The organism is Paenibacillus sp. FSL R7-0331 (assembly GCF_000758645.1).
Lineage (GTDB): Bacteria > Bacillota > Bacilli > Paenibacillales > Paenibacillaceae > Paenibacillus_AQ > Paenibacillus_AQ camerounensis.
This window is the reverse complement of the sequence record NZ_CP009284.1, coordinates 3,057,643-3,076,639: the sequence shown is the minus strand read 5'-3', so window position 1 is coordinate 3,076,639 and position 18,997 is coordinate 3,057,643. Positions and strand designations below refer to the sequence as shown.

The following is an 18,997-nucleotide window of genomic DNA, read 5'->3' as shown; positions in this document are numbered from 1 at the left end:
TTCCCCCTTCAAGCGGCAAGAGGCGTCCCTTACGGGATCGCCCCATTATGATGTCTGGCTTTTATTGAATGATATTGTTCTCCTGATCGGTTATTTCAGCCTTGATGGCATCGGTAACTTCAATTCCTTGGGCTGCAGCAGCCTTCAGATTAATAATAAGGTCCAGCTTCTCCTGCATAGTAACCTTCATATCACCAGGGCTTGTGCCGTTCTTCAGTACATCAACAGCCATTTCCCCAACCTGGTAGCCGTGGTCATAATACTTGAAGCCAACGGTAGCAAAAGCACCCTTCTCAACAGTATCGCGGTCAGCGGAGAAGAACGGCAGCTTATTGTTATTGGCTGTCTGGATGATCGCATCCACACCGCTTACGACCGAGTTATCCAGTGTGATGTAGAATGCATCTACACGGCCTACAAGAGATTCTGCGGCTTGCTTCACCTCGGAAGTATTGGTAATTGCCGCCTTCACCAGCTCGATTCCGTGCTTGTCCAGCTCTTCCTTAGCGATACCCGCCATAACAACCGCATTCGGTTCGCCCTCGTTAATGACCAGACCAACCTTCTTCACATTAGGGAACTGTGTAGCAATGAAGTTCATCAGCCTTGTAATGGCTTCTGGGTTAGTATCAGAAGCGCCGGAAACATTGCCGCCCGGATGATCAAGATCGCTGACAATCTTCGCATCCAGCGGGTCCGTTACAGCTGCGAACAGAATAGGCGTATCCTTAACATTCTGCACGACCGCCTGAGCTGACGGTGTTGCGATTCCGAGTACCAGGTCATTTTTGTCTCCGGCAATTTTCTGTGCAATAGAAAGATTATTAGCCTGGTCTGCCTGGGCGTTCTGCAGATCAACAGTCAGATTCTCGCCTTCAACAATCCCTGCATCCTTCAGGGCAGCCAGAAAACCGTCACGCGTCGCATCAAGCGACGGGTGCTCAACATATTGCGAAATAGCAATTTTGTAGGATTTGGCTTCATCTGTTCCTGCATTTGCAGGCGCATTGGTTGATGCAGCCGGTGTGTTTCCGGAATTCGCTGTCCCCGTGTTAACCGCATTGTTGTTTCCGCAGCCTGCAGCAACCAGCATCAGGCACAGGCCCAGACCGGCCCAAAGTTTCGACTTTTTCATCAGATAACCCCTTTTCTGTTTACGGTATCAGCGCGTGTATCAAAGTGAGCGACTCAGCATTATCGCTTTCATCTTTAAAAGCATTAAAGCGAAACCTTACACAAATCTCTCATCGGATACAGCATTTCTATTAAACTTATATTATATGGAGGTTCTTTATCCGTCAATCGTAAATCAGCAATCCAGATATTACAATATACGCACAATGTCGACAGGCTCTGCGGCACATGTCCGGTACCATACAGGAACAGGAAGTGCATCCAGCAAGTTCACCCTTATAAAAAGCGGCATTTTGCACAAAATGAAGCTACAGTTCGAATAGATGGAGCGTGACATATGAAGATAACTTTACACAAAAAATCAGCGGCAGCAGCAGCGATCCTTGCCCTAACCTTAACCAGCAGCGCCTGTGGATATTACCAGCAGGACCAAAAGCCAAAAGCAAACTCCATTACCCCATCCGGCTCCTTTGCCGGCAGCTACTATGAGAAATCCTACGTTACCGACAACCAGGGCAAGTTCTGGATACCGCTCAAACCGGCTGCAGCCGCCCTCGGTTACCGGGTGAAGGATGACAGCACAAGCGGGGGATATGCCAAAATCGGTTATACCGATGTGATGTACATGCTGAAGCCGGATTCCGCTCAGGTATTTTCACTTGGAGACAAAGTAACTCTTCCCGATGCCCCTATCCGCCGTAACGGCCAGATCTACATTACACCTACAGCTTTATCCAAGCTGCTGCAGACTGAGGTGGGCTGGAATCCGGCATCCGGCGAGATCAATATCGCACCTCCGACTGATAAGGACAAGGGTGCCGTGAATGGCATCGCATCCGGCCAGGGTACTCCGAATACACTTCGGATCCAAAGCGCATCTGATGTAGACACAGGTGAGCTTGTATCATACGCCAAAAAATTCCTTGGTGTCCCTTACGACTTCGGAGCCGGCTCCTATGAGGAGACCAAAAAATTTGACTGCTCCTCCTTTACCCGCCATGTATTTAAAAAATTCGGCGTGGACCTGCCCCGCCTGGCCCGTGACCAGGATAATATCGGACGGCGAGTTAACCGTGATGACCTTAAGACAGGTGATTTGATCTTCTTTACCGTTCCCGGACGTTTTGAGAGCGACGCTATCCCTGGACATGTGGGCATCTATATCGGCAGCGGCAAGTTCATCCATACCTGGGGAGAGCCCGGTGTGCAGATCAGCGAGCTAGATTCCGGTTATTGGCATAATGTTATATTGCACATGCAGCGAGTCCTTTAAGCACCTGATTAACCGTACCCATCGCCTCAAAAAGAAAGAGCGGTTAGCCGGGTTGTCGGCTGTTCCGCTCTTTTTGACCTTCTTAACAGTAATATGGCCGTCCGTATCGTTATCCGTAAGCCATATTTTTCCCAGCGGTAACAAGCCTGTAATCATTCAATCTTACGCCAATTAAGCACGTCTGGGTTAAAAAAATTATTATAAAGCCTACATTTCTTTAAAATCCTCCTCCTTCCTCTTCGTTTTTCTTTATTCCGGCATATTTTCGGCTGTGCAGCGGGTTCATTAATTGGTTCTGCCGCGAAACATATGCTATGCTTACATTATAAGATACAGTAAGGAGGTGTTTTCATAATGGCATATCCGGCGGATAAACCGCTTACATTCTGGTTGCGTGCAGCACTTGTTCCGCTTCTGCTGCTCATGACGCTCACAGCCTCCATAGGCGCATTCAGTAATGCCGAGCCTGAGCAGTATCCGCACATAGAACGCTATGAGCACAAAGTGACACAGCCTGCCTGGATGCATGCGCCTGTTCCGAAGTCTGTACCGATTCTGCGTAGTGTTCATCATGGAAACCCTTTGTCTGTCACTCAGGAGACTGAGCCGGCTGTATGCTTCGTCCTGCTGTATCCGCTCTTCTATAACCGTTTGAAACGCCTGCTGCTCCGGCCGCTTAAATATACGTCTAATTTCATAAAACAATACAGTTCATCCAACAGTCAGACAGCCTCTTAACACTAACTTTACTGCTCCCGCCGCCCCGGCGGCATACAATACAGTTTCCCTGCCGAAGGAGGAACCCCTGGATGAATCAACCTATAGAACACAAAATTTCTGCTTCCGGTCGGACTAAGCTTATCCGTATTCTCTGTGTGATATGCGGCGGCTTGCTGGCAGCAGTCGGACTTGAGCTGTTCCTGATGCCTCATAAGCTCGTGCTTGGCGGTATCGCCGGCTTGTCAGCACTCTTGGCCCACCTTACTGAAATGCGGCTCGGCCTGTTTCTCTTCTTATTTAATCTGCCGTTTATTCTGCTCTCCCGGCGGCAGATTAACCTGCGTTTTGCACTTTATACCTTACTCGGCCTGTTCTGCCTCACAGCCGGATCGCTGGCATTACATCATTTCCCGGCAGTATCCACAGATCCGTTAATTGCGGCAATTGCCGGAGGACTCTGCCTTGGTCTGGGAATCGGGATCATGATCCGTACAGGCGGACTTTCCGGAAATGTTAGAGAGCAGGGTTTCCTGTTATCTGACGGGGGGCCGCCCAAATCAGCCGAAGTTGTCATCATGCTGTTCAACTGCGGCATCCTGCTTGCCGGAGGCATGCTGTTCGGCTGGGATCAGGCGATGTATAGTATTATTGCTTATCTGCTTGCCTTTGAGGGTGTCCGCTTCTCCCTTCGCGGTCTTTCGCGCTCCAGGGCGGTCTGGATTACCAGCAGCCGCTATGAGGAAATCCGCAAAGCTCTGCAGCTATCCCTTAAGCGGGATGTCAAGCTGATCCAGCCCGGCACTAAGGAAGGTCAGCCCGGTGTGCTGTTCTGTCTGGCCAGCAGGCTGGAGGAAGATGCGCTTACCTCCATCGTCCGTTCCTGCGACCAGGACAGCAAGATTACCGTAGCCAGCAATCAGCCGGACAGCCTGGCTGATTGGGTGCGCCGCAAAATCAGCTAAGTCCTAAGCCAGGTTTGGTTTTGAATTGACAAAAAGACGTTCCCGCAGTAGTTTGCGGAAACGTCTTTTTGTTGTCCCTGGATATCCCGGCTCCCTCCCGGCTCAGCGGAACATTCCCCACAGGCGGATAAGGTGAAAGGTATTGTTCGGATCAATCTTCTGGGCAATGACGAATTTAACGATCTGATCCTCCTGCGCACCGGTCAGCTTCTCGTTCAGCACTGCGGCGGCATTCCGTACAAGCCTGCGCACCACAGCGGTATCCTGCAGCTCCTGCTTGGAAACGCCGGTAATCAAGTTCTTGATCCGGTCCTTCACTGCCGTATTCTTCATCTTCAGCTTGATGCGGTCCACCAGCTGGGGACTGATTCCGTATTGCTGATATCCCAATTGCAGCACCTCCCGTCATATCCAATCATTCACAGTATATGTTGGCAGACTGCCGCATGTGCCTATTAATCGATGACTTCCCCCTGGAATATCTGTTCGGCCTGGAGATAACTGCGCAGCGGCGCATAATCTGCTGAAGTCCAGAAGGTGGTGTCCTTCAGCAGCATAGCCGCATCATCGCGGGCCTGCTCCAGCACCTCGAAATCAGCGGTCATATCCGCCAGCCGGAATTCAGGCAGCCCGCTCTGCTTGGTTCCAAAGAAATCACCTGGCCCGCGCAGCTCTAGATCACGGCGCGATATCTCGAACCCGTCATCGGTATCCGTCATTGCCGTCATCCGTTCCCGGCCGATTTCGGATTTTGGATCGGCCACCAGTACACAATAAGAGGCATGCTGGCCGCGTCCAACCCGGCCGCGCAGCTGGTGCAGCTGGGACAAGCCGAACCGGTCAGCATCCATAATAATCATGAGCGTTGCATTGGGAACGTCCACGCCAACCTCGACAACGGTTGTTGAGATCAGCAGCTGGATTTCGTTGCTGTAAAAGGCGCGCATCACTTCGTCCTTCTCCGCCGGTGTCATCCTGCCGTGCAGCAGACCTACTGCATAATCAGGGAATGCCTGGGACATCTGTACATGCAGATCAATGGCATTCTGTACATCAAGCTTTTCCGACTCCTCAATCAGCGGACAGATCAGATAAGCCTGTCTGCCCTGATCAACCTCACGGTTCACCAGCTTAAGTACCCGCTCCATCAGATCATGCTTAACCCAATAAGTCGTAATCGGCACACGGCCTTTAGGGCGCTCTGACAGTGTGGATACATCCATATCCCCGAATACTGTTATGGCCAGCGTACGCGGGATCGGTGTAGCCGTCATGGTCAGCACATCCGGATTATAGCCTTTACGGCGCAGTATGCTGCGCTGGTTGACGCCGAAGCGGTGCTGCTCATCCGTTACGACCATGCCCAGCGCACGAAAGAATACATCCTCCTGGATCAGGGCATGCGTACCCACCACAATATCAATCATTCCCATCTGCACTGAGGCCAGCAGTTCCTTGCGTTTACGGCCGTTGACACTGCCGGTCAGGAGCCCGACGGTAATGCCGAAAGGCTCAAGCATCCTGGTCAGAGAGCGCATATGCTGCTCGGCAAGGATTTCGGTCGGCACCATCAGCGCACCTTGAAATCCTGATTTAACGGAGGCATAGAGGGCAATGGCGGCGAGCACTGTCTTGCCCGAGCCCACATCCCCCTGCAGCAGCCGGTTCATGCAGGAGGATGAACGCATATCCTGCAGAATCTCCAGCTCCACATGCTTCTGGGCATCTGTGAGCTCAAACGGCAGACTCCGTACGAACTGGCGTACAGTCGCATTGTCAACAGTATGCCGGACTCCATCCATTCTTCCCTGATTAAGCACCCGGAACGCCTGCACCTTAAGCTGGAACAAAAACAGCTCCTCATACACCATACGGCGCCTTCCCTGCTGGCCTTCACGGGTGTCCTCCGGCTGGTGAATCGTCGCGATGGCTTTTTTGCGCGGCATAAAATCATATTTCCGCATAATAACCTGCGGCAGAATCTCCGGAATCAGCTCGCCGAACTGCTGCAGACCCTGATTGATGACCTTACGCAGCCAGGTCTGGGTGATCTTACCCCCAACCGAATAGACCGGCTGCAGAGTGCCTGTCTTGCCCTCACCACGGTCCGGAAATTCATAATTCGACACTGTGATCTGACTGCGCTTCTGGTCCCATTTACCGGAGATCATAACCTCACGGCCTGCGGTCAGCTGATCACGGACATAAGGCTGATTAAACCATGTGGCCGTGAACATCCAGGGTTCTGCTACCAGCTTACAGCTTATACGGGATTTGCCCCCGAACCGCTGCAGCACCGGAATCCCGATTACTTTGGCTATTAGGGTTGCTTTTTCGCCATGCTTAACCTCACTCAGCGACTTGGGCCGAAAATCCTCATAGCGGAACGGATAATATTCCAATAAATCCTTAACTGTAAAGACGCCAAAGGCGTGAAGCTCGCCTTGCTTTTGAGCGCTCACGCCAGTTATTTGTTTGACTTCAATTTGATCAAGTGATAGCAGCTTATTCATCCCCTATTTACGCGGGCCAAATGAACACGGCTAAAGTTCCGTTGCCGACATGGCTGCCTACGACCGGACCGATGTTGGTCAACACCTTCTCCTCAAGAGTAAAGTGACCGGCCAATTCATTCAGAAATTCTTCGCCGTAAGCCGGTTCTGCCGTATGACCCACGGCCACGTTGATTTTATTCACACCCGGCAGATCGTTTTTGAACAGCTCGATCATGCGGGCTACCGCTTTTTTACGGCCTCTGACCTTTTCTACAGCGTAGATGATCCCTTCGGCGTCAATAGAAAGAATCGGTTTAATATTCAGGAGCGTCCCCAGAATAGCGGACGCTTTGCCAATTCTGCCGCCCTTTTGCAGGTATTCCAGCGTATCGACCAGGAAGTACAGCTTGCGGGACTGACGCAGCTTCTCTGCCGCTTCCAGTATCTCCGCAGGCCCTTTACCTTCAGCAGCCATCCGGCCTGCAGCTACAACCATGAACCCGAAGCCGTAAGAAGCGGATAAGGAGTCCACTACAGTAATAGCTTCCCCTTCTTCTTCGAGCATGGACTTAGCCAGTACAGCAGACTGATAGGTTCCGCTCAGCCCGGAAGAAATATGGAAGGAAAGAATCGGACTGTCCGGATAACGCTCCAGAATGCTGCGGTACACGTTCATATATTCAACCGGTGAAGGCTGTGAGGTTGTTGGCAACTGCTGTGAGCGGGGAAGACGCTCATAGAATTGCTCCGGTGTCATATCCAGATTATCCCGGAAAGCTTGTTCGCCGAACATTAGCGTGAGCGGCACGACCTCAATGCCGTACTTCTCCGCCAGTGCCGGCGGGATATCTGATGTGCTGTCTGTGACAATAACCGTACGATTCATGGATTTCCTCCCCAAACTATAATTTTACCTAAGGCTCAACAGAGAAGAGATAGTAGTATAGCGGCTGCCCGCCTTCGTGCACTTCTACTTCCACCTGCGGATAAGTCTCCTCCAGCCAGCTGCCAAGCGACTCAGTAATGCCTGCATCAGCTTCAGAGCCGGTCAAAATGGTAACAATCTCATCGCCGTTCTCCAGCATCGTATCCAGCAATGCCTGGCTGGCAGCCAGCAGGTCGTCGGATGCCGCTACAATCTTAGAGTTGGAAATCCCGATATATTGTCCGGATTTGATCTCCAGCTCTTCAATAACGGTATCGCGGACTGCATTGGTCACCTGGCCGGACTTCACCTGCGAGATAGCTCCCAGCATACTTTCCGTATTGGACTCCACCGCATCCTCTTCCTGGAAGGCAAAAGCTGCGGCAATTCCCTGCGGGATGCTCTTGCTTGGAATGACTGTAACCTCGCGCTCACCTTCAAGCAGCTCTTTGGCCTGCTGTGCCGCAAGCACAATGTTAGAGTTATTTGGTAGCAGATATACATGTTTTGCAGAAATCGAAGAAATTGCGTTGACAAAATCCTCAGTGCTCGGATTCATCGTCTGTCCGCCGGCAAGCACGACATCGACGCCAAGGCTTTTGAAGATTTCGGAAATGCCGTCTCCCGATGATACTGCAATGAAGCCGTAAGGCGCCAGATCATCGGCCGGAGGTACCGCCGGTGCCTGCACGGAACTGTGTTCCTTCGGAATCTCGGCAAACAGCTCAGGCATAGGCGCAATATCCATTCCCGCCGTCAGCAGATCACGGTGCTGCTCACGCATGTTCAGGATGTGAATCTGGGTGATTTCCCCATAGAGAAGTGCCAGATTAAGCACATCACCAGGTGTCTTCGAATGTACATGAACCTTGATGGTCTCATCATCAGAAATGACAATGATTGAATCACCGTTCACTGATAACGCTTTCCGGAATTTTTCTTCATCAAATTTTGCTCCGGTGCCGCCAAGCTGGCGGTTAATGAAGAACTCCATATCATATAAAAATTCAATATCTTCCGTATGAAGCTGGGATTGGGCAGAAGACTGCACAGATGAAGGCGGATTGACAGGCTTGGTCAGCACAGGCGCCTGCACTGCAGCAGACGCAGGAGCTTGTCCCTGCACAGCGCTCTGTACAGAGGTACTGCCGCTTGTCAGATATTCATAGAAGCCTTCATAGATGTAGACGAGACCCTGGCCGCCGGAATCTACCACTCCAACCTGCTTCAGGACCGGCAGCAGCTCAGGCGTATTCGCGAGCGCTTCCTTGGCTTTGGCCAGTACTTCCGTCATCAGCTCCGTAACATCAGTAGTACGGCGTGCAAAATATACGGCATGTCTGGCTGCTTCTTTGGCAACGGTAAGAATGGTGCCTTCTACAGGCTTGACCACTGCTTTGTAGGCTGTATCCACACCGGTCTGCAGCGCTGCTGCGAACTGCTGCGTGTTCAGCTCATCATATTGGGCGGCGTAGCGTCCAAGACCTCTGAACAGCTGTGACAAAATAACGCCGGAGTTCCCCCGTGCGCCCATCAACAGGCCTTTGGAGAGTACTCCTGCACATTGACCGACTGAGGCGGTATTATTCTTTTTCAATTCGTTCGCACCTGCGGTCATCGTCAGATTCATATTGGTTCCTGTATCTCCATCCGGTACCGGAAATACATTTAACGAATTGACGTGCTCTGCATGCTGCTGCAGCTTTTCCGCGCCGGCCAGAACCATTGCGGTAAAATCTGCTCCGTTTATAGAACGCTTACTCAATGAGAATTCCCCTTCCTAACTTCATGCCTAATCAATTCTATGATCAACTGGACATAATGCACTAATTTATATTGTACTATAAGAGCTAAAAGAAATAAATGTTTTTGAATCAGTTGACGTAGCAAATTTTGCTGTGATATTATATTTAAGTATTGTTTTATGCAGGTGTAAGTAACAAGGAGGTGTAATCTATGTCCCGCACATGTACTGTAACAGGCAAGAAGCCAGGCAGCGGTAACCACGTGTCTCACGCAAACAACCGCAACCGTCGTTCTTGGGGAGTTAACGTTCAGAAGGTCCGCATTCTTGTGAACGGCAAACCGAAACGCGTGTACGTCAGCACCCGTGCTTTGAAAGCCGGTAAAGTTGAACGCGTTTAGTCTTGGAATTTTTCCGGGATTTGGCGATATTTCATATGAATGAAGCAAAAAGCACCCTTTACATTTGTAAGGTGCTTTTTTTCATGTTTTCTGTTCTGTTATAGACTCAGCTCTTCTGAAACGTGTTCAAGATCGCCTTAACAAAGCCTCCCAAAAATCTTGGCAGTTTAAACGTGTAAAATTTCATCATTAACCCTCCCATCAATTGTTGCCGTACGGTAGGAGACTACCCGGATTTCGTAACCCTCATATAACCCTGTCGAGTTGCAGACCTCCCTTGAAGTACAAAAAAAGGCTACATGAGATTTCTGCTCATGTAACCATATTTATGCGGCCACAACTTGGCCTATAACCTTAATCCGTTAATCCCCTTAATGCCTGTTCGCCAAGGCCTTTTAACGGATACCTGCTTCTGCAGCTTCTCTGATAGCCTGTATGGCGGCTGCACGGTCAGTACGCCCAAATACAGCGTTACCGGCAACCAGCACATCTGCGCCTGCCTCAGCCACCAGTCCGGCCGTATTCTCTGCTATCCCGCCGTCTACCTCGATCCGAAGTTTATGGTGGTTGATTTCAGCCGCCCATTCACGGATCTGCCTGATTTTACGCAGGGTATTCGGAATAAAGGCCTGTCCGCCAAAGCCGGGATTCACCGTCATTACCAGTACCATATCCACATCCTCCAGAACCTCACGTACTGCAGAAGCCGGAGTCCCCGGATTAATGGCGACTCCGGCCATCAGACCCAGCTCTTTAATCTGATGAATGACACGGTGAAGATGTACACACGCCTCGGCATGTACAGTAATTACAGCTGCGCCCGCAGCGGCAAAATCAGCAATGTAACGTTCGGGGTTCTCAATCATCAAATGAACATCAAGCGGTAATGATGTATGAGCCTTTACAGCTTTGACAATCGGAGGGCCGAGTGTAATATTCGGTACAAAGTGTCCGTCCATTACATCTACATGTATCCAGTCTCCGCCGCTTGCTTCAGCAATGGCAACCTCAGCGCCAAGCGCAGCGAAATCAGCTGATAAGATGGATGGGGCTAGTAAGATCATAAGTTAGTACCTCCGTTTCTTGTCCTTCATCTCATTAAAGAAAAGCTTGTAATGCTCATACCGGCTGTCAGCGATCTCTCCTGCCTCCCAGGCCTCCTTAACCTTGCAGCCCGGCTCGTGCAGGTGGCTGCAGCCGCGGAATTTACAGTTCTCCGCATAGGAGGCGAATTCACGGAAGCAGACCGACAGCTCCTCTACCCCGAGCTGAAGAAAATCCAGCTGGCTGAAGCCCGGCGTATCCGCTACAAAGCCCCCGCCCCCGATATCGATCAGCTCAACATGACGGGTTGTATGGCGGCCGCGGCCCAGCCGCATGCTGATTTCACCCGTCTCCAGTTCAAGGCTGGGCACAAGCCGGTTGAGCAGGGTGGATTTGCCTACACCTGACTGTCCGGAGAACACACTGATTGAACCGGCCAGCCTTGCCCGCAGCTCTTCACTGCCCGAGCCGTTAAGAGAACTGGTAACCATCACCTCGTAACCGATCTTCTCATACATTTCTTTGACCTGAGCGGTAGCCTCGCCTTCATCATCAGCCAGGTCCTGCTTGGTCAGCACAATCAGCGGCTCCAGGCCGGAGTGCTCGATATGTACCAGAAATTTATCCAGTAAATTGAGGTTCATATCCGGCTCACGCACAGAGAACAGCAGCACAGCCAGTTTGACATTGGCAACCGGCGGACGGATCAGCTCCGATTCACGGGGGAGGACTTCATCAACCATGCCCTCACCATTTTCGGTCAGAATGTACATAATGCGGTCGCCTACCAGCGGCGATGTTCCTTTTTTCTTGAGAATTCCCCGTCCACGGCACTGTACTGCCTCTTCTTCTGTAGCAATGAATCCGTCCCGCAGCGGCTTGACATAATAATAACCGCTCAGTGCTTTAACAATTATTCCTTCTGGCATACATGTTGAGCCTTCCTCTCCTGATTTTGCGCAAAAGACCCAAGCTCAGGTTCGAGCCGGGTCATCGCGCCGCTGTACCCGCCATCCCGTATAAGTACACGGAATGGGGCAGCTTATCTCTGTTAATGGACTTTGCTCTTGTCTTTATTATTGCCGTTGCCGTTGCCGTTGCCGTTGCCGTTGCCTTTACCATTACCGTTACCGTTAGACTTAGCCTGGACCGCTTCTTCCGTCAGAAATCCGGTCTGGTCAACATCACCCGCATTCTCTCCGCCCTCGGAATCCGGCGGCAGAATTTCCGGCTCAATAGTCGGCTCCGGCGGTGCCTGTGTAGGCACTGGTGTCGGCTCCGGTGTCTGTGTAGCCGGCGGTTCAGGCTGCTGTACCGTTCCGTTCTTCGCATCCGAATAGCGCACCTCAAAGGCTTCAATGTATTCCCCGTCCTGATAGATGGAGACTGCACCATCCTTATTAGGGGCTAGTACCAGATTCACAGACAGCACCTGGCTTTTGGCAATAGTACGAGTCCCCCATTCCTGGGGTTCTCCTTCATTTCGGGCATCAGAATATACGATGCGGATCTTGGTCTGCTTGCCGTCACTGGACGGTGCCACCGGTACATTAAACGTATAATTCAATGCTTCCGGCGGGTATCCGGTGCTTACCGAGACAGAGATCTTATCTCCCGGTGATACCAGATCACCCTGTTCATAAGGCCACTGTTTGGTGATTTTCCCTGCTTCAACGGAATAGCTCGTATCTTCATTGACCTCGTCCAGCACGAGTCCGATGTCTTCAAGCATGGCTTTGGCTTCATTTTGTGTTTTGCCTGTCAGATCAGGCATCGGCTTGCTTTCTTTGCCTTTGCTGACAAATATGACAATCGACGCTGTTTCCGGATCATACTCACTGCCTTCTGCCGGATCAGAGCCGATAACCTGGCCTTCCGCAAACTCCTCGCTGAACCGCGGGTCCTGGCTGATCCGGCTTTGCTCCACACCTTGTGCAATCAGTGCTTTTACGGCATCATCATAGGTTCCTCCGGTCAGCTTGGGAATATTGGAGGTTGGCTTGGCCGTGCTTACTGTAAGGATGATATGCGTCCCCTCTTTAACCACGGTGCCTTCCTTCTTACTCTGTTCCCAGACGACATTTTCATCATAGTTAGGGTTGTACTGCTGCACAACCGGCTCCTCCACGACAAGGCCGATTTCATCCAGCATAGCCGTAGCAATTTCAAGGGACTGATTCGTTACATTAGGTACTGTAACTTCAGGCACTACGAGCTGGGACCTCACATACCAGGCCACACTGCCCATTGCAATCAGCAGGAGCAGCGTTAAGCCGATCCACAGTGCCGGCATACCCCATTTCCGCTTCTTGGAGCCCGAGGCCACAGGCGGAACATCCTCCTCATCCTCGATCCGGCGCATCCGTTCATCACCTCCGCCGCTGCTGCGGCTGCTTAAGGTATGCTGGATTGGCTTGATTGCAGGTATAATACGTGTCCTGTCCTCGTCATCGTCGTCATGGAAAGATGCTTTGGTCTCGCTGCGCCGTTCAGGCAGCAGGCAGGTCTCCAGATCCTGGAGCATCTGCTTGGCGGACTGATAACGCTCATCCGGATTCTTGCGCATGGAACGCAGAATTACATTTTCTACACTTTGCGGAATCAGCGGGTTCAGTACACGCGGCTCTTCAAATTCCTCCTGCAGATGCTTAAGCGCTACGCTGATCGGGCTTTCACCCAAAAAAGGCAGCACACCGGTTAACATCTGGTAGAGCACAATGCCCAGGGAGTACAGGTCAGATTTCTCTCCGGTTGTTACCCCTTTGGCATGCTCCGGTGAAAAATAATGCACTGAGCCGACTACTGAGCCGGTCTGGGTAATGGTAGTTGAGGTTACCGCACGGGCAATCCCGAAATCTGTAACCTTGACCCGCCCGTTACGCCCGATCAGAATATTATGAGGCTTGATATCACGGTGAATAATCTGGCTCTGATGGGCATGATCCAGCGCATCGCAGATCTGAGAAGCAATCCGAATGGCTTCATCGACCTGAAGCGGTGCCCGTTCCTTAATAATCTCGTTGAGATTCTTGCCCTCTATATACTCCATTACGATATAATGGACATCTTCTTCCTGGCCCACATCATAGATGCTGACTACGTTAGGGTGCGATAGGGAAGCGGCTGACTGCGCCTCTCGCCGGAAACGGCGGATGAACTCCTCATCATGCACAAACTGGTTTCTCAATACTTTAATGGCGACGTTCCGGTTAAGCAGGATATCATGGGCTCTGTATACGAGCGCCATGCCGCCTGCCCCGACCCGTTCGATGACTTGGTAACGGCCGCCCAATTCGTGACCGATCATCTGTTCCACTCCTTTGTCTCGGGCACAGCGGCCTCTCCTTGATGTTCTAGCATAGCGACGCTGATATTATCACCGCCACCGGCAAGCAAAGCCAGCTGAAGTAAGCGGTCCGCTCTTTCCTCTAAAGGAATCTCATGAATACCGGCAACCTTGCCCAGATGCTCCTGGCTGACAAAATTGCTCAGTCCGTCGCTGCACAGCAGCAGCAGCTCTCCGGGAGCAAGACTGACCGGAGCCATATCCGCCTTTACCTCGGCATCGGTTCCCAGCGCCCTGATCAGTACATTGCGGCGGGGATGGCTGCCTAGCTCCTCCAGGCTGATCTGACCATTCTTGAACAGCTCATTGACCAGTGTATGATCCTCGGTTAACTGAATTGCGGCATTATCTTTGATTAAATAGGCTCTGCTGTCTCCGATATGGCCGATGTAGCCTTCAGGGCCGTTAAGCAATGCCGCAACGACAGTAGTCCCCATGTTATGGTATTTCTCATCACGGGAAGACTCAATAAATACCGTACGGTTGGCTTCAATAATCGCGTCGGACAGAGCTTCACACAGCTCCCCGTCCTTCCGGTCAGGAGGCAGGCTGTCCAGCTTGCTGCGCATAGTCTCTAGCGCAAGCTTACTTGCCGTATCCCCTGCCAAATGCCCCCCCATACCATCGGCAATGATGCCCAGAGTATAACCGTGGCGCGTAGCGCCGATCCAGACCGAGTCCTCATTAACGCTGCGGACCCGTCCGACATCACTGGCATGAACTGTTCTGATCAAATATCCTCACCCCAACTCCATATGTTTGGCACGCAGTTGTCCGCATGCGGCCGCAATATCATGGCCCTGCTCACGGCGGATCGTTACGTTCACGCCCTGGTCAGCCAGAATACGCTGAAATTCAAAGATATCATTGCGGGAAGTTCTTACATACTTACGCTCAGGAACATGGTTAACCGGAATAAGATTCACATGGCAGAGCATCGTCTTGAGGACACCGGCCAGCTCCTTGGCATGCTCCGGCTGGTCATTGACCCCTCCGATAAGCGCATATTCAAAACTGATGCGGCGGCCTGTCTTAGCCTGGTAGTAACGAAGGGATTCAATCACATCGTCAAACGGGTAACGGCGGTTAACCGGCATCAGCTTGGAACGCAGTGTGTCATTAGGCGCATGGATCGATATCGCCAGATTAATCTGGGTGTCCTCATCGGCAAACTTATAGATATTAGGCACAATTCCGCTGGTCGAGACAGTGATATGACGCTGGCCGATGTTCAGGCCCTTCTCATGAATCATCAGACGAAGGAATCTCATGGTCGCATCGTAATTCTCGAACGGCTCACCGGTACCCATGATTACAATACTGCTGACACGTTCACCGCGGCCATCCAGAATCTGCTGGGAACGCACGACCTGGGCCACAATTTCACCCGCAGTCAGATCGCGCTTCAGCCCGCCCAGTGTAGAGGCGCAGAAGGTACAGCCGATCCGGCAGCCTACCTGTGTTGTTACACATACGCTGTTGCCGTAGTTGTGTTTCATAATAACTGTTTCGATTGCATGATCGTCATGCAGTCCAAACAGGAATTTCACTGTGCCGTCTTTGGATTCCAGCTTGGTGATTTCGGTCAGGGCATTCATTCTGAACTGTTCGTCCAGTTTGGCGCGCAGCCCCTTGGACAGATTGCTCATCGCCTCAAAATCATTAACCCGCTTTACATACAGCCAGTCAAAAATCTGTCCCCCGCGGAAAGCCGGCTCTCCGTTGTCTTTGGCCCACTGCTGCAACTCTTCGAGAGTAAAATCATATATTAAAGGTTTCATTGTAATTAGCACCTGTTCTTTCATAAAATTATAAAACACTTTTGAATGTACGGCTGTCAACAAGCTGAGGTTTTAACGCAAAACGAATACCGCCCCTTACAAGGACGATATGAACGGTCTACCAGAGAATATGCGTATTATTTCTCATTCTTCCTATTTTAACACAAAATTCAGAGACGGTAAAAGAAAAGCCCGCCACGCACCAGAATCTGCGGGCGGGACCTCTGTCAATCTTCCGGAAATCCGCTATTTACAAGAGTCTCTGCAGCCGTGCGATATAAAATCCGTCGCTGCCGTAATGCTGCGGCAGCAGCTGAATTCCTTCTCCTGCAGCCAGTGCCGTATCCTTCGTCCGTTCCCAGACCGGCGAGCTGAAGCTGACCGGTACGAAGTCCGGATTACGCTCCAGAAAAGCAGCGACAATCGCGCTGTTCTCAGCCTGTTCAGTTGTGCAAGTACTGTAAACCAGCACTCCGCCAGGCTTCACCAGGGCGGAGACGGCCTGCAGCAGTTCACTCTGCAGACCGGCAATGCTATCCACATCCTCAGGCTGCTTACGCCACTTCAGATCCGGCTTGCGGCGGATAACGCCGAGCCCCGAGCAGGGGGCATCCAGCAGCACGCGGTCAAAGGATTCAGCAGTCAGTTCATCTGCAAGCTTCAGCGCATCCGCATGTCCTGTTGTAATGCAGTCCAAGCCAAGACGGCCAGCCTGCTCCGAGATCAGCCTTGCCTTGTGGGCGTGCAGATCATTGGCGTAGATATAGCCGTCATCCTTCATCAGCTCACCCATATGGGCGCTTTTACCTCCCGGGGCAGCACAGCAGTCAAGCACTCTCATGCCAGGCTCCGGAGCAACAGCTTCGGCAACCAGCATGGAGCTCTCATCCTGCACTGACAGATATCCGTCCTTGTACCAGCTGGATAATGCAAGATTGCCTGCTCCCTTGACGACAATGCCGTAGGGGCTCAGGCTGGAGGGAGACGCATTCAGTCCGGCTTCCAGCATCTGCTCCAGCAGCTTGTCTCTGCTGATCATTGTCGTATTCACCCGGACGCTGACAGCCGGGGGTTCATTATTGGCAGAACACATCGCCTCAGCAGCAGCAATCCCGTACTCAGCCTCCCAGCGTTCAACCATCCAGAGCGGGTGCGAATAGAGAATCGAGATCCGCTGCGCTTCGCTGAGACCCTTCTTCAGCACCGGCAGCTCACCGGCACGCAGCACGCTCCGCAGCACTCCATTCACCATTCCGGAAATCCCCTGATGGCCGCGCTTCTTGGCAATATTGACAGCCTCGTTAACAGCGGCATGCGGCGGAATACGGTCCAGATACATGATCTGATACAAGCTCAGACGCAGCAGGCTGCGCACCCATGGGGTCAGCTTGGCAATACCTTTGCTAACGAAATCATCCAGAACGTAATCCAGGGTAATAAGACGGGAAAGGGTACCGTATACCAGCTCCGTTGCCAGTCCGGTGTCTTCGCGGCTGAGACCGGACTTCTGCAGGCTGCTGTTCAGCAGCAGGTTGCTGTATGCCCCTTCCTGCTCGACCCTGACCAGCACATCCAGTGCCACAACGCGGGCTGAAGCCGGCGGGCGGCTGTTTCTGTCTGCCCCTCTGCCGTCAGCTGTCCGGCCTTGTGCAGCACCATAATTCTGCGGCTTGGCAGCTCCTGATTTGGAACCGGGGCGCTGTCCGTTGCGGCCGGAGCCGTTCATGCCCGCGCTCAACCGAGCACCGTCCCCGGGCTCATAACCGCACCGCGGCTGAAATCAGCGGCACTCATTGCTTTTTTACCGGCAGGCTGCACAGAGGTCAGCAGCAGTGAACCGTCACCGGTGCTCACCTCCACACCACGCTCATTGACGGCCAGCACGGTCCCCGGCGCTTTGGATGCCGCCTGTTTAGCGGCCTCCGGTTTAACGGCTGCCCACACCTTGAAGGTTTCACCGTTCCAGAGCGTAAATGCGCCGGAGAAAGGCACCAGCCCCCGGATCCGGTTGAATATGTCAAGTGAGCCGGCAGTCCAGTCGATCCGTTCGTCGTCACGGCTAAGGTTCGGAGCGTAGGTCGCTTCATTGTCATCCTGCTTCACTGCGTCTACACGGCCTTCAGCCAGCCGCGGCATTTCCGACTTCAGCAGATCACGTCCGGCTGTACTGAGCTTGTCAAACAGATCGCCTGCTGTATCCTCATCACCGATCGGCACCTCGACGCGTGATATCATGTCACCGGTATCCAGCCCTTCAGCCATGTACATCAGGGTTACGCCGGTAACCTTTTCACCGTTGATAATGCAGCGCTGAATCGGTGCGCCGCCCCGGTATTTCGGCAGCAGAGAGCCATGGACATTGACGCAGCCGTTTGGCGGCAAATCAAGGACACTCTTCGGCAGAATCTGCCCGTAGGCAGCGGTAACGATAAGATCCGGCGCATACCCCGCCAGCTCTGCCACCGCCTCCGGACGGCGAAGCCGTTCCGGCTGCAGTACTGGAAGCCCCAGCGCCAGTGCCGCTTCTTTTACCGGAGTAGGCATGAGTGTCTTCTTGCGGCCCTGAGGCCGGTCCGGCTGAGTAACAACAGCAACCACTTCATAACCTTCCTCAACCAGCATTTTCAGCGAAGGGACAGCGAATGCCGGAGTACCCATAAAAACAATCTTCATTCCGCTCACTCCCCGGACTCGCTGTGCTCAGCTGTATATTCATAGACCTTCTCTGCGATATCAGTAAAAAGAACCCCGTTGAGATGATCGATTTCATGGAGGAACGCACGAGCCAGCAACCCGCTTCCAGTAATCGTGATCTCATTGCCTTCGCGGTCAAGCCCGCGCACGGTTACTGTCTCGGCTCTGCGGACATCTCCGTTCAAGCCGGGAATGCTCAGGCAGCCTTCCGGACCAAACTGTTCACCTTCCGTGCTTACGATTTCCGGATTGATCATTTTGATTAGCCCGTGCTCTTCATCAGCATCTACAACGATCAGGCGCTTGAGGATTCCCACCTGCGGCGCGGCAAGGCCAACGCCCTCTGCATCGTACATGGTATCCGCCATATCATCCAGCAGCTTCTGGACATTCGGGGTTACTTTGGTTACTTCTTTTGCTGTTTTGTGCAATACCTCATCCGGTTCTTTAACAATTAATCTGATTGCCATTACACGTA

General features: G+C 52.2%; 18 protein-coding genes. 4 read left to right on the top strand and 14 right to left on the bottom strand.

The genetic code is table 11. The features are described from left to right. Window positions 1-61 precede the first annotated feature (61 nt). Complete coding sequence (locus tag R70331_RS12740) at window positions 62-1,135, bottom strand: ABC transporter substrate-binding protein (protein WP_042175962.1); 1,074 nt, start codon at window positions 1,133-1,135, stop codon at window positions 62-64. Window positions 1,136-1,471: 336 nt separating this feature from the next. Here R70331_RS12740 and R70331_RS12735 point away from each other — a divergent pair, with 336 nt between their 5' ends. The 3 genes from R70331_RS12735 to R70331_RS12725 all read left to right on the top strand — a co-directional run bounded on the left by R70331_RS12735 (window position 1,472) and on the right by R70331_RS12725 (window position 4,089). Next, a complete protein-coding gene (locus tag R70331_RS12735; RefSeq protein WP_042175960.1) occupies window positions 1,472-2,407 on the top strand; it encodes a C40 family peptidase in 936 nt (311 codons plus the stop codon). Between the two features lie 354 nt (window positions 2,408-2,761). Then, window positions 2,762-3,145 (top strand): hypothetical protein, encoded by a 384-nt coding sequence (locus tag R70331_RS12730; protein WP_042175957.1) that lies wholly within the window; start codon window positions 2,762-2,764, stop codon window positions 3,143-3,145. Window positions 3,146-3,216: 71 nt separating this feature from the next. Beyond that, on the top strand, window positions 3,217-4,089 hold the full coding sequence (locus R70331_RS12725) for a YitT family protein (protein WP_042175954.1): 873 nt from the start codon (window positions 3,217-3,219) through the stop codon (window positions 4,087-4,089). Window positions 4,090-4,191: 102 nt separating this feature from the next. Here R70331_RS12725 and R70331_RS12720 read toward each other — a convergent pair whose 3' ends face one another. From R70331_RS12720 to R70331_RS12705, 4 genes are all read right to left on the bottom strand, one after another. Beyond that, window positions 4,192-4,479, bottom strand: a complete 288-nt coding sequence (locus R70331_RS12720) for a stage VI sporulation protein F (protein WP_042175953.1) — start codon at window positions 4,477-4,479, stop codon at window positions 4,192-4,194. Window positions 4,480-4,544: 65 nt separating this feature from the next. Then, window positions 4,545-6,602, bottom strand: a complete 2,058-nt coding sequence (gene recG / locus R70331_RS12715; protein ID WP_042175950.1) for an ATP-dependent DNA helicase RecG — start codon at window positions 6,600-6,602, stop codon at window positions 4,545-4,547. A gap of 7 nt (window positions 6,603-6,609) precedes the next feature. Then, window positions 6,610-7,470 carry a DegV family protein gene (locus R70331_RS12710; RefSeq protein WP_042175948.1) on the bottom strand — a complete coding sequence of 287 codons (861 nt, stop codon included), beginning with the start codon at window positions 7,468-7,470 and terminating at the stop codon, window positions 6,610-6,612. A gap of 28 nt (window positions 7,471-7,498) precedes the next feature. After that, complete coding sequence (locus R70331_RS12705) at window positions 7,499-9,274, bottom strand: DAK2 domain-containing protein (RefSeq protein ID WP_042175945.1); 1,776 nt, start codon at window positions 9,272-9,274, stop codon at window positions 7,499-7,501. Between the two features lie 191 nt (window positions 9,275-9,465). On the opposite strand from R70331_RS12705, the gene rpmB reads away from it, so the two are divergent. Then, on the top strand, window positions 9,466-9,654 hold the full coding sequence (rpmB, locus tag R70331_RS12700) for a 50S ribosomal protein L28 (protein WP_042175942.1): 189 nt from the start codon (window positions 9,466-9,468) through the stop codon (window positions 9,652-9,654). A 106-nt stretch (window positions 9,655-9,760) separates the two neighbouring features. Here rpmB and spoVM read toward each other — a convergent pair whose 3' ends face one another. The 9 genes from spoVM to def all read right to left on the bottom strand — a co-directional run bounded on the left by spoVM (window position 9,761) and on the right by def (window position 18,989). Beyond that, window positions 9,761-9,841 carry a stage V sporulation protein SpoVM gene (gene spoVM / locus R70331_RS12695; protein ID WP_020431362.1) on the bottom strand — a complete coding sequence of 27 codons (81 nt, stop codon included), beginning with the start codon at window positions 9,839-9,841 and terminating at the stop codon, window positions 9,761-9,763. Window positions 9,842-10,049: 208 nt separating this feature from the next. Further along, window positions 10,050-10,718, bottom strand: coding sequence for a ribulose-phosphate 3-epimerase (gene rpe / locus R70331_RS12690; protein WP_042175940.1), 669 nt, complete (start codon window positions 10,716-10,718; stop codon window positions 10,050-10,052). Window positions 10,719-10,721: 3 nt separating this feature from the next. Beyond that, on the bottom strand, window positions 10,722-11,627 hold the full coding sequence (gene rsgA / locus R70331_RS12685) for a ribosome small subunit-dependent GTPase A (RefSeq protein ID WP_042175938.1): 906 nt from the start codon (window positions 11,625-11,627) through the stop codon (window positions 10,722-10,724). A gap of 122 nt (window positions 11,628-11,749) precedes the next feature. After that, window positions 11,750-14,005: a Stk1 family PASTA domain-containing Ser/Thr kinase gene (gene pknB, locus R70331_RS12680; protein ID WP_042175935.1), complete on the bottom strand. Its 2,256-nt coding sequence runs from the start codon at window positions 14,003-14,005 to the stop codon at window positions 11,750-11,752. Then, the gene (locus R70331_RS12675) at window positions 14,002-14,778 is read right to left on the bottom strand and encodes a Stp1/IreP family PP2C-type Ser/Thr phosphatase (protein ID WP_042175932.1); all 777 of its coding nucleotides are present in this window, start codon (window positions 14,776-14,778) and stop codon (window positions 14,002-14,004) included. The genes pknB and R70331_RS12675 overlap by 4 nt, the downstream gene beginning before the upstream one ends. Window positions 14,779-14,784: 6 nt before the next feature. Then, window positions 14,785-15,825 (bottom strand): dual-specificity RNA methyltransferase RlmN, encoded by a 1,041-nt coding sequence (gene rlmN, locus R70331_RS12670; RefSeq protein ID WP_042175930.1) that lies wholly within the window; start codon window positions 15,823-15,825, stop codon window positions 14,785-14,787. Between the two features lie 250 nt (window positions 15,826-16,075). Then, window positions 16,076-17,551, bottom strand: coding sequence for a 16S rRNA (cytosine(967)-C(5))-methyltransferase RsmB (gene rsmB, locus R70331_RS12665; protein WP_081947845.1), 1,476 nt, complete (start codon window positions 17,549-17,551; stop codon window positions 16,076-16,078). Window positions 17,552-17,559: 8 nt separating this feature from the next. Further along, window positions 17,560-18,498: a methionyl-tRNA formyltransferase gene (gene fmt, locus R70331_RS12660; protein ID WP_042175927.1), complete on the bottom strand. Its 939-nt coding sequence runs from the start codon at window positions 18,496-18,498 to the stop codon at window positions 17,560-17,562. Window positions 18,499-18,503: 5 nt separating this feature from the next. Then, on the bottom strand, window positions 18,504-18,989 hold the full coding sequence (gene def / locus R70331_RS12655; RefSeq protein ID WP_042175925.1) for a peptide deformylase: 486 nt from the start codon (window positions 18,987-18,989) through the stop codon (window positions 18,504-18,506). Between the last annotated feature and the right edge of the window lie 8 nt (window positions 18,990-18,997).

What these genes read in the sequence shown, in the direction of transcription:
- R70331_RS12740 (WP_042175962.1), bottom strand. Translation starts at nt 1,135, where the DNA reads ATGAAAAAGTCGAAACTTTGGGCCGGTCTGGGCCTGTGCCTGATGCTG.
- R70331_RS12735 (WP_042175960.1), top strand. Translation starts at nt 1,472, where the DNA reads ATGAAGATAACTTTACACAAAAAATCAGCGGCAGCAGCAGCGATCCTT.
- R70331_RS12730 (WP_042175957.1), top strand. Translation starts at nt 2,762, where the DNA reads ATGGCATATCCGGCGGATAAACCGCTTACATTCTGGTTGCGTGCAGCA.
- R70331_RS12725 (WP_042175954.1), top strand. Translation starts at nt 3,217, where the DNA reads ATGAATCAACCTATAGAACACAAAATTTCTGCTTCCGGTCGGACTAAG.
- recG (WP_042175950.1), bottom strand. Translation starts at nt 6,602, where the DNA reads ATGAATAAGCTGCTATCACTTGATCAAATTGAAGTCAAACAAATAACT.
- R70331_RS12710 (WP_042175948.1), bottom strand. Translation starts at nt 7,470, where the DNA reads ATGAATCGTACGGTTATTGTCACAGACAGCACATCAGATATCCCGCCG.
- rpmB (WP_042175942.1), top strand. Translation starts at nt 9,466, where the DNA reads ATGTCCCGCACATGTACTGTAACAGGCAAGAAGCCAGGCAGCGGTAAC.
- spoVM (WP_020431362.1), bottom strand. Translation starts at nt 9,841, where the DNA reads ATGAAATTTTACACGTTTAAACTGCCAAGATTTTTGGGAGGCTTTGTT.
- rpe (WP_042175940.1), bottom strand. Translation starts at nt 10,718, where the DNA reads ATGATCTTACTAGCCCCATCCATCTTATCAGCTGATTTCGCTGCGCTT.
- rsgA (WP_042175938.1), bottom strand. Translation starts at nt 11,627, where the DNA reads ATGCCAGAAGGAATAATTGTTAAAGCACTGAGCGGTTATTATTATGTC.
- pknB (WP_042175935.1), bottom strand. Translation starts at nt 14,005, where the DNA reads ATGATCGGTCACGAATTGGGCGGCCGTTACCAAGTCATCGAACGGGTC.
- rlmN (WP_042175930.1), bottom strand. Translation starts at nt 15,825, where the DNA reads ATGAAACCTTTAATATATGATTTTACTCTCGAAGAGTTGCAGCAGTGG.
- rsmB (WP_081947845.1), bottom strand. Translation starts at nt 17,551, where the DNA reads ATGAACGGCTCCGGCCGCAACGGACAGCGCCCCGGTTCCAAATCAGGA.
- fmt (WP_042175927.1), bottom strand. Translation starts at nt 18,498, where the DNA reads ATGAAGATTGTTTTTATGGGTACTCCGGCATTCGCTGTCCCTTCGCTG.
- def (WP_042175925.1), bottom strand. Translation starts at nt 18,989, where the DNA reads ATGGCAATCAGATTAATTGTTAAAGAACCGGATGAGGTATTGCACAAA.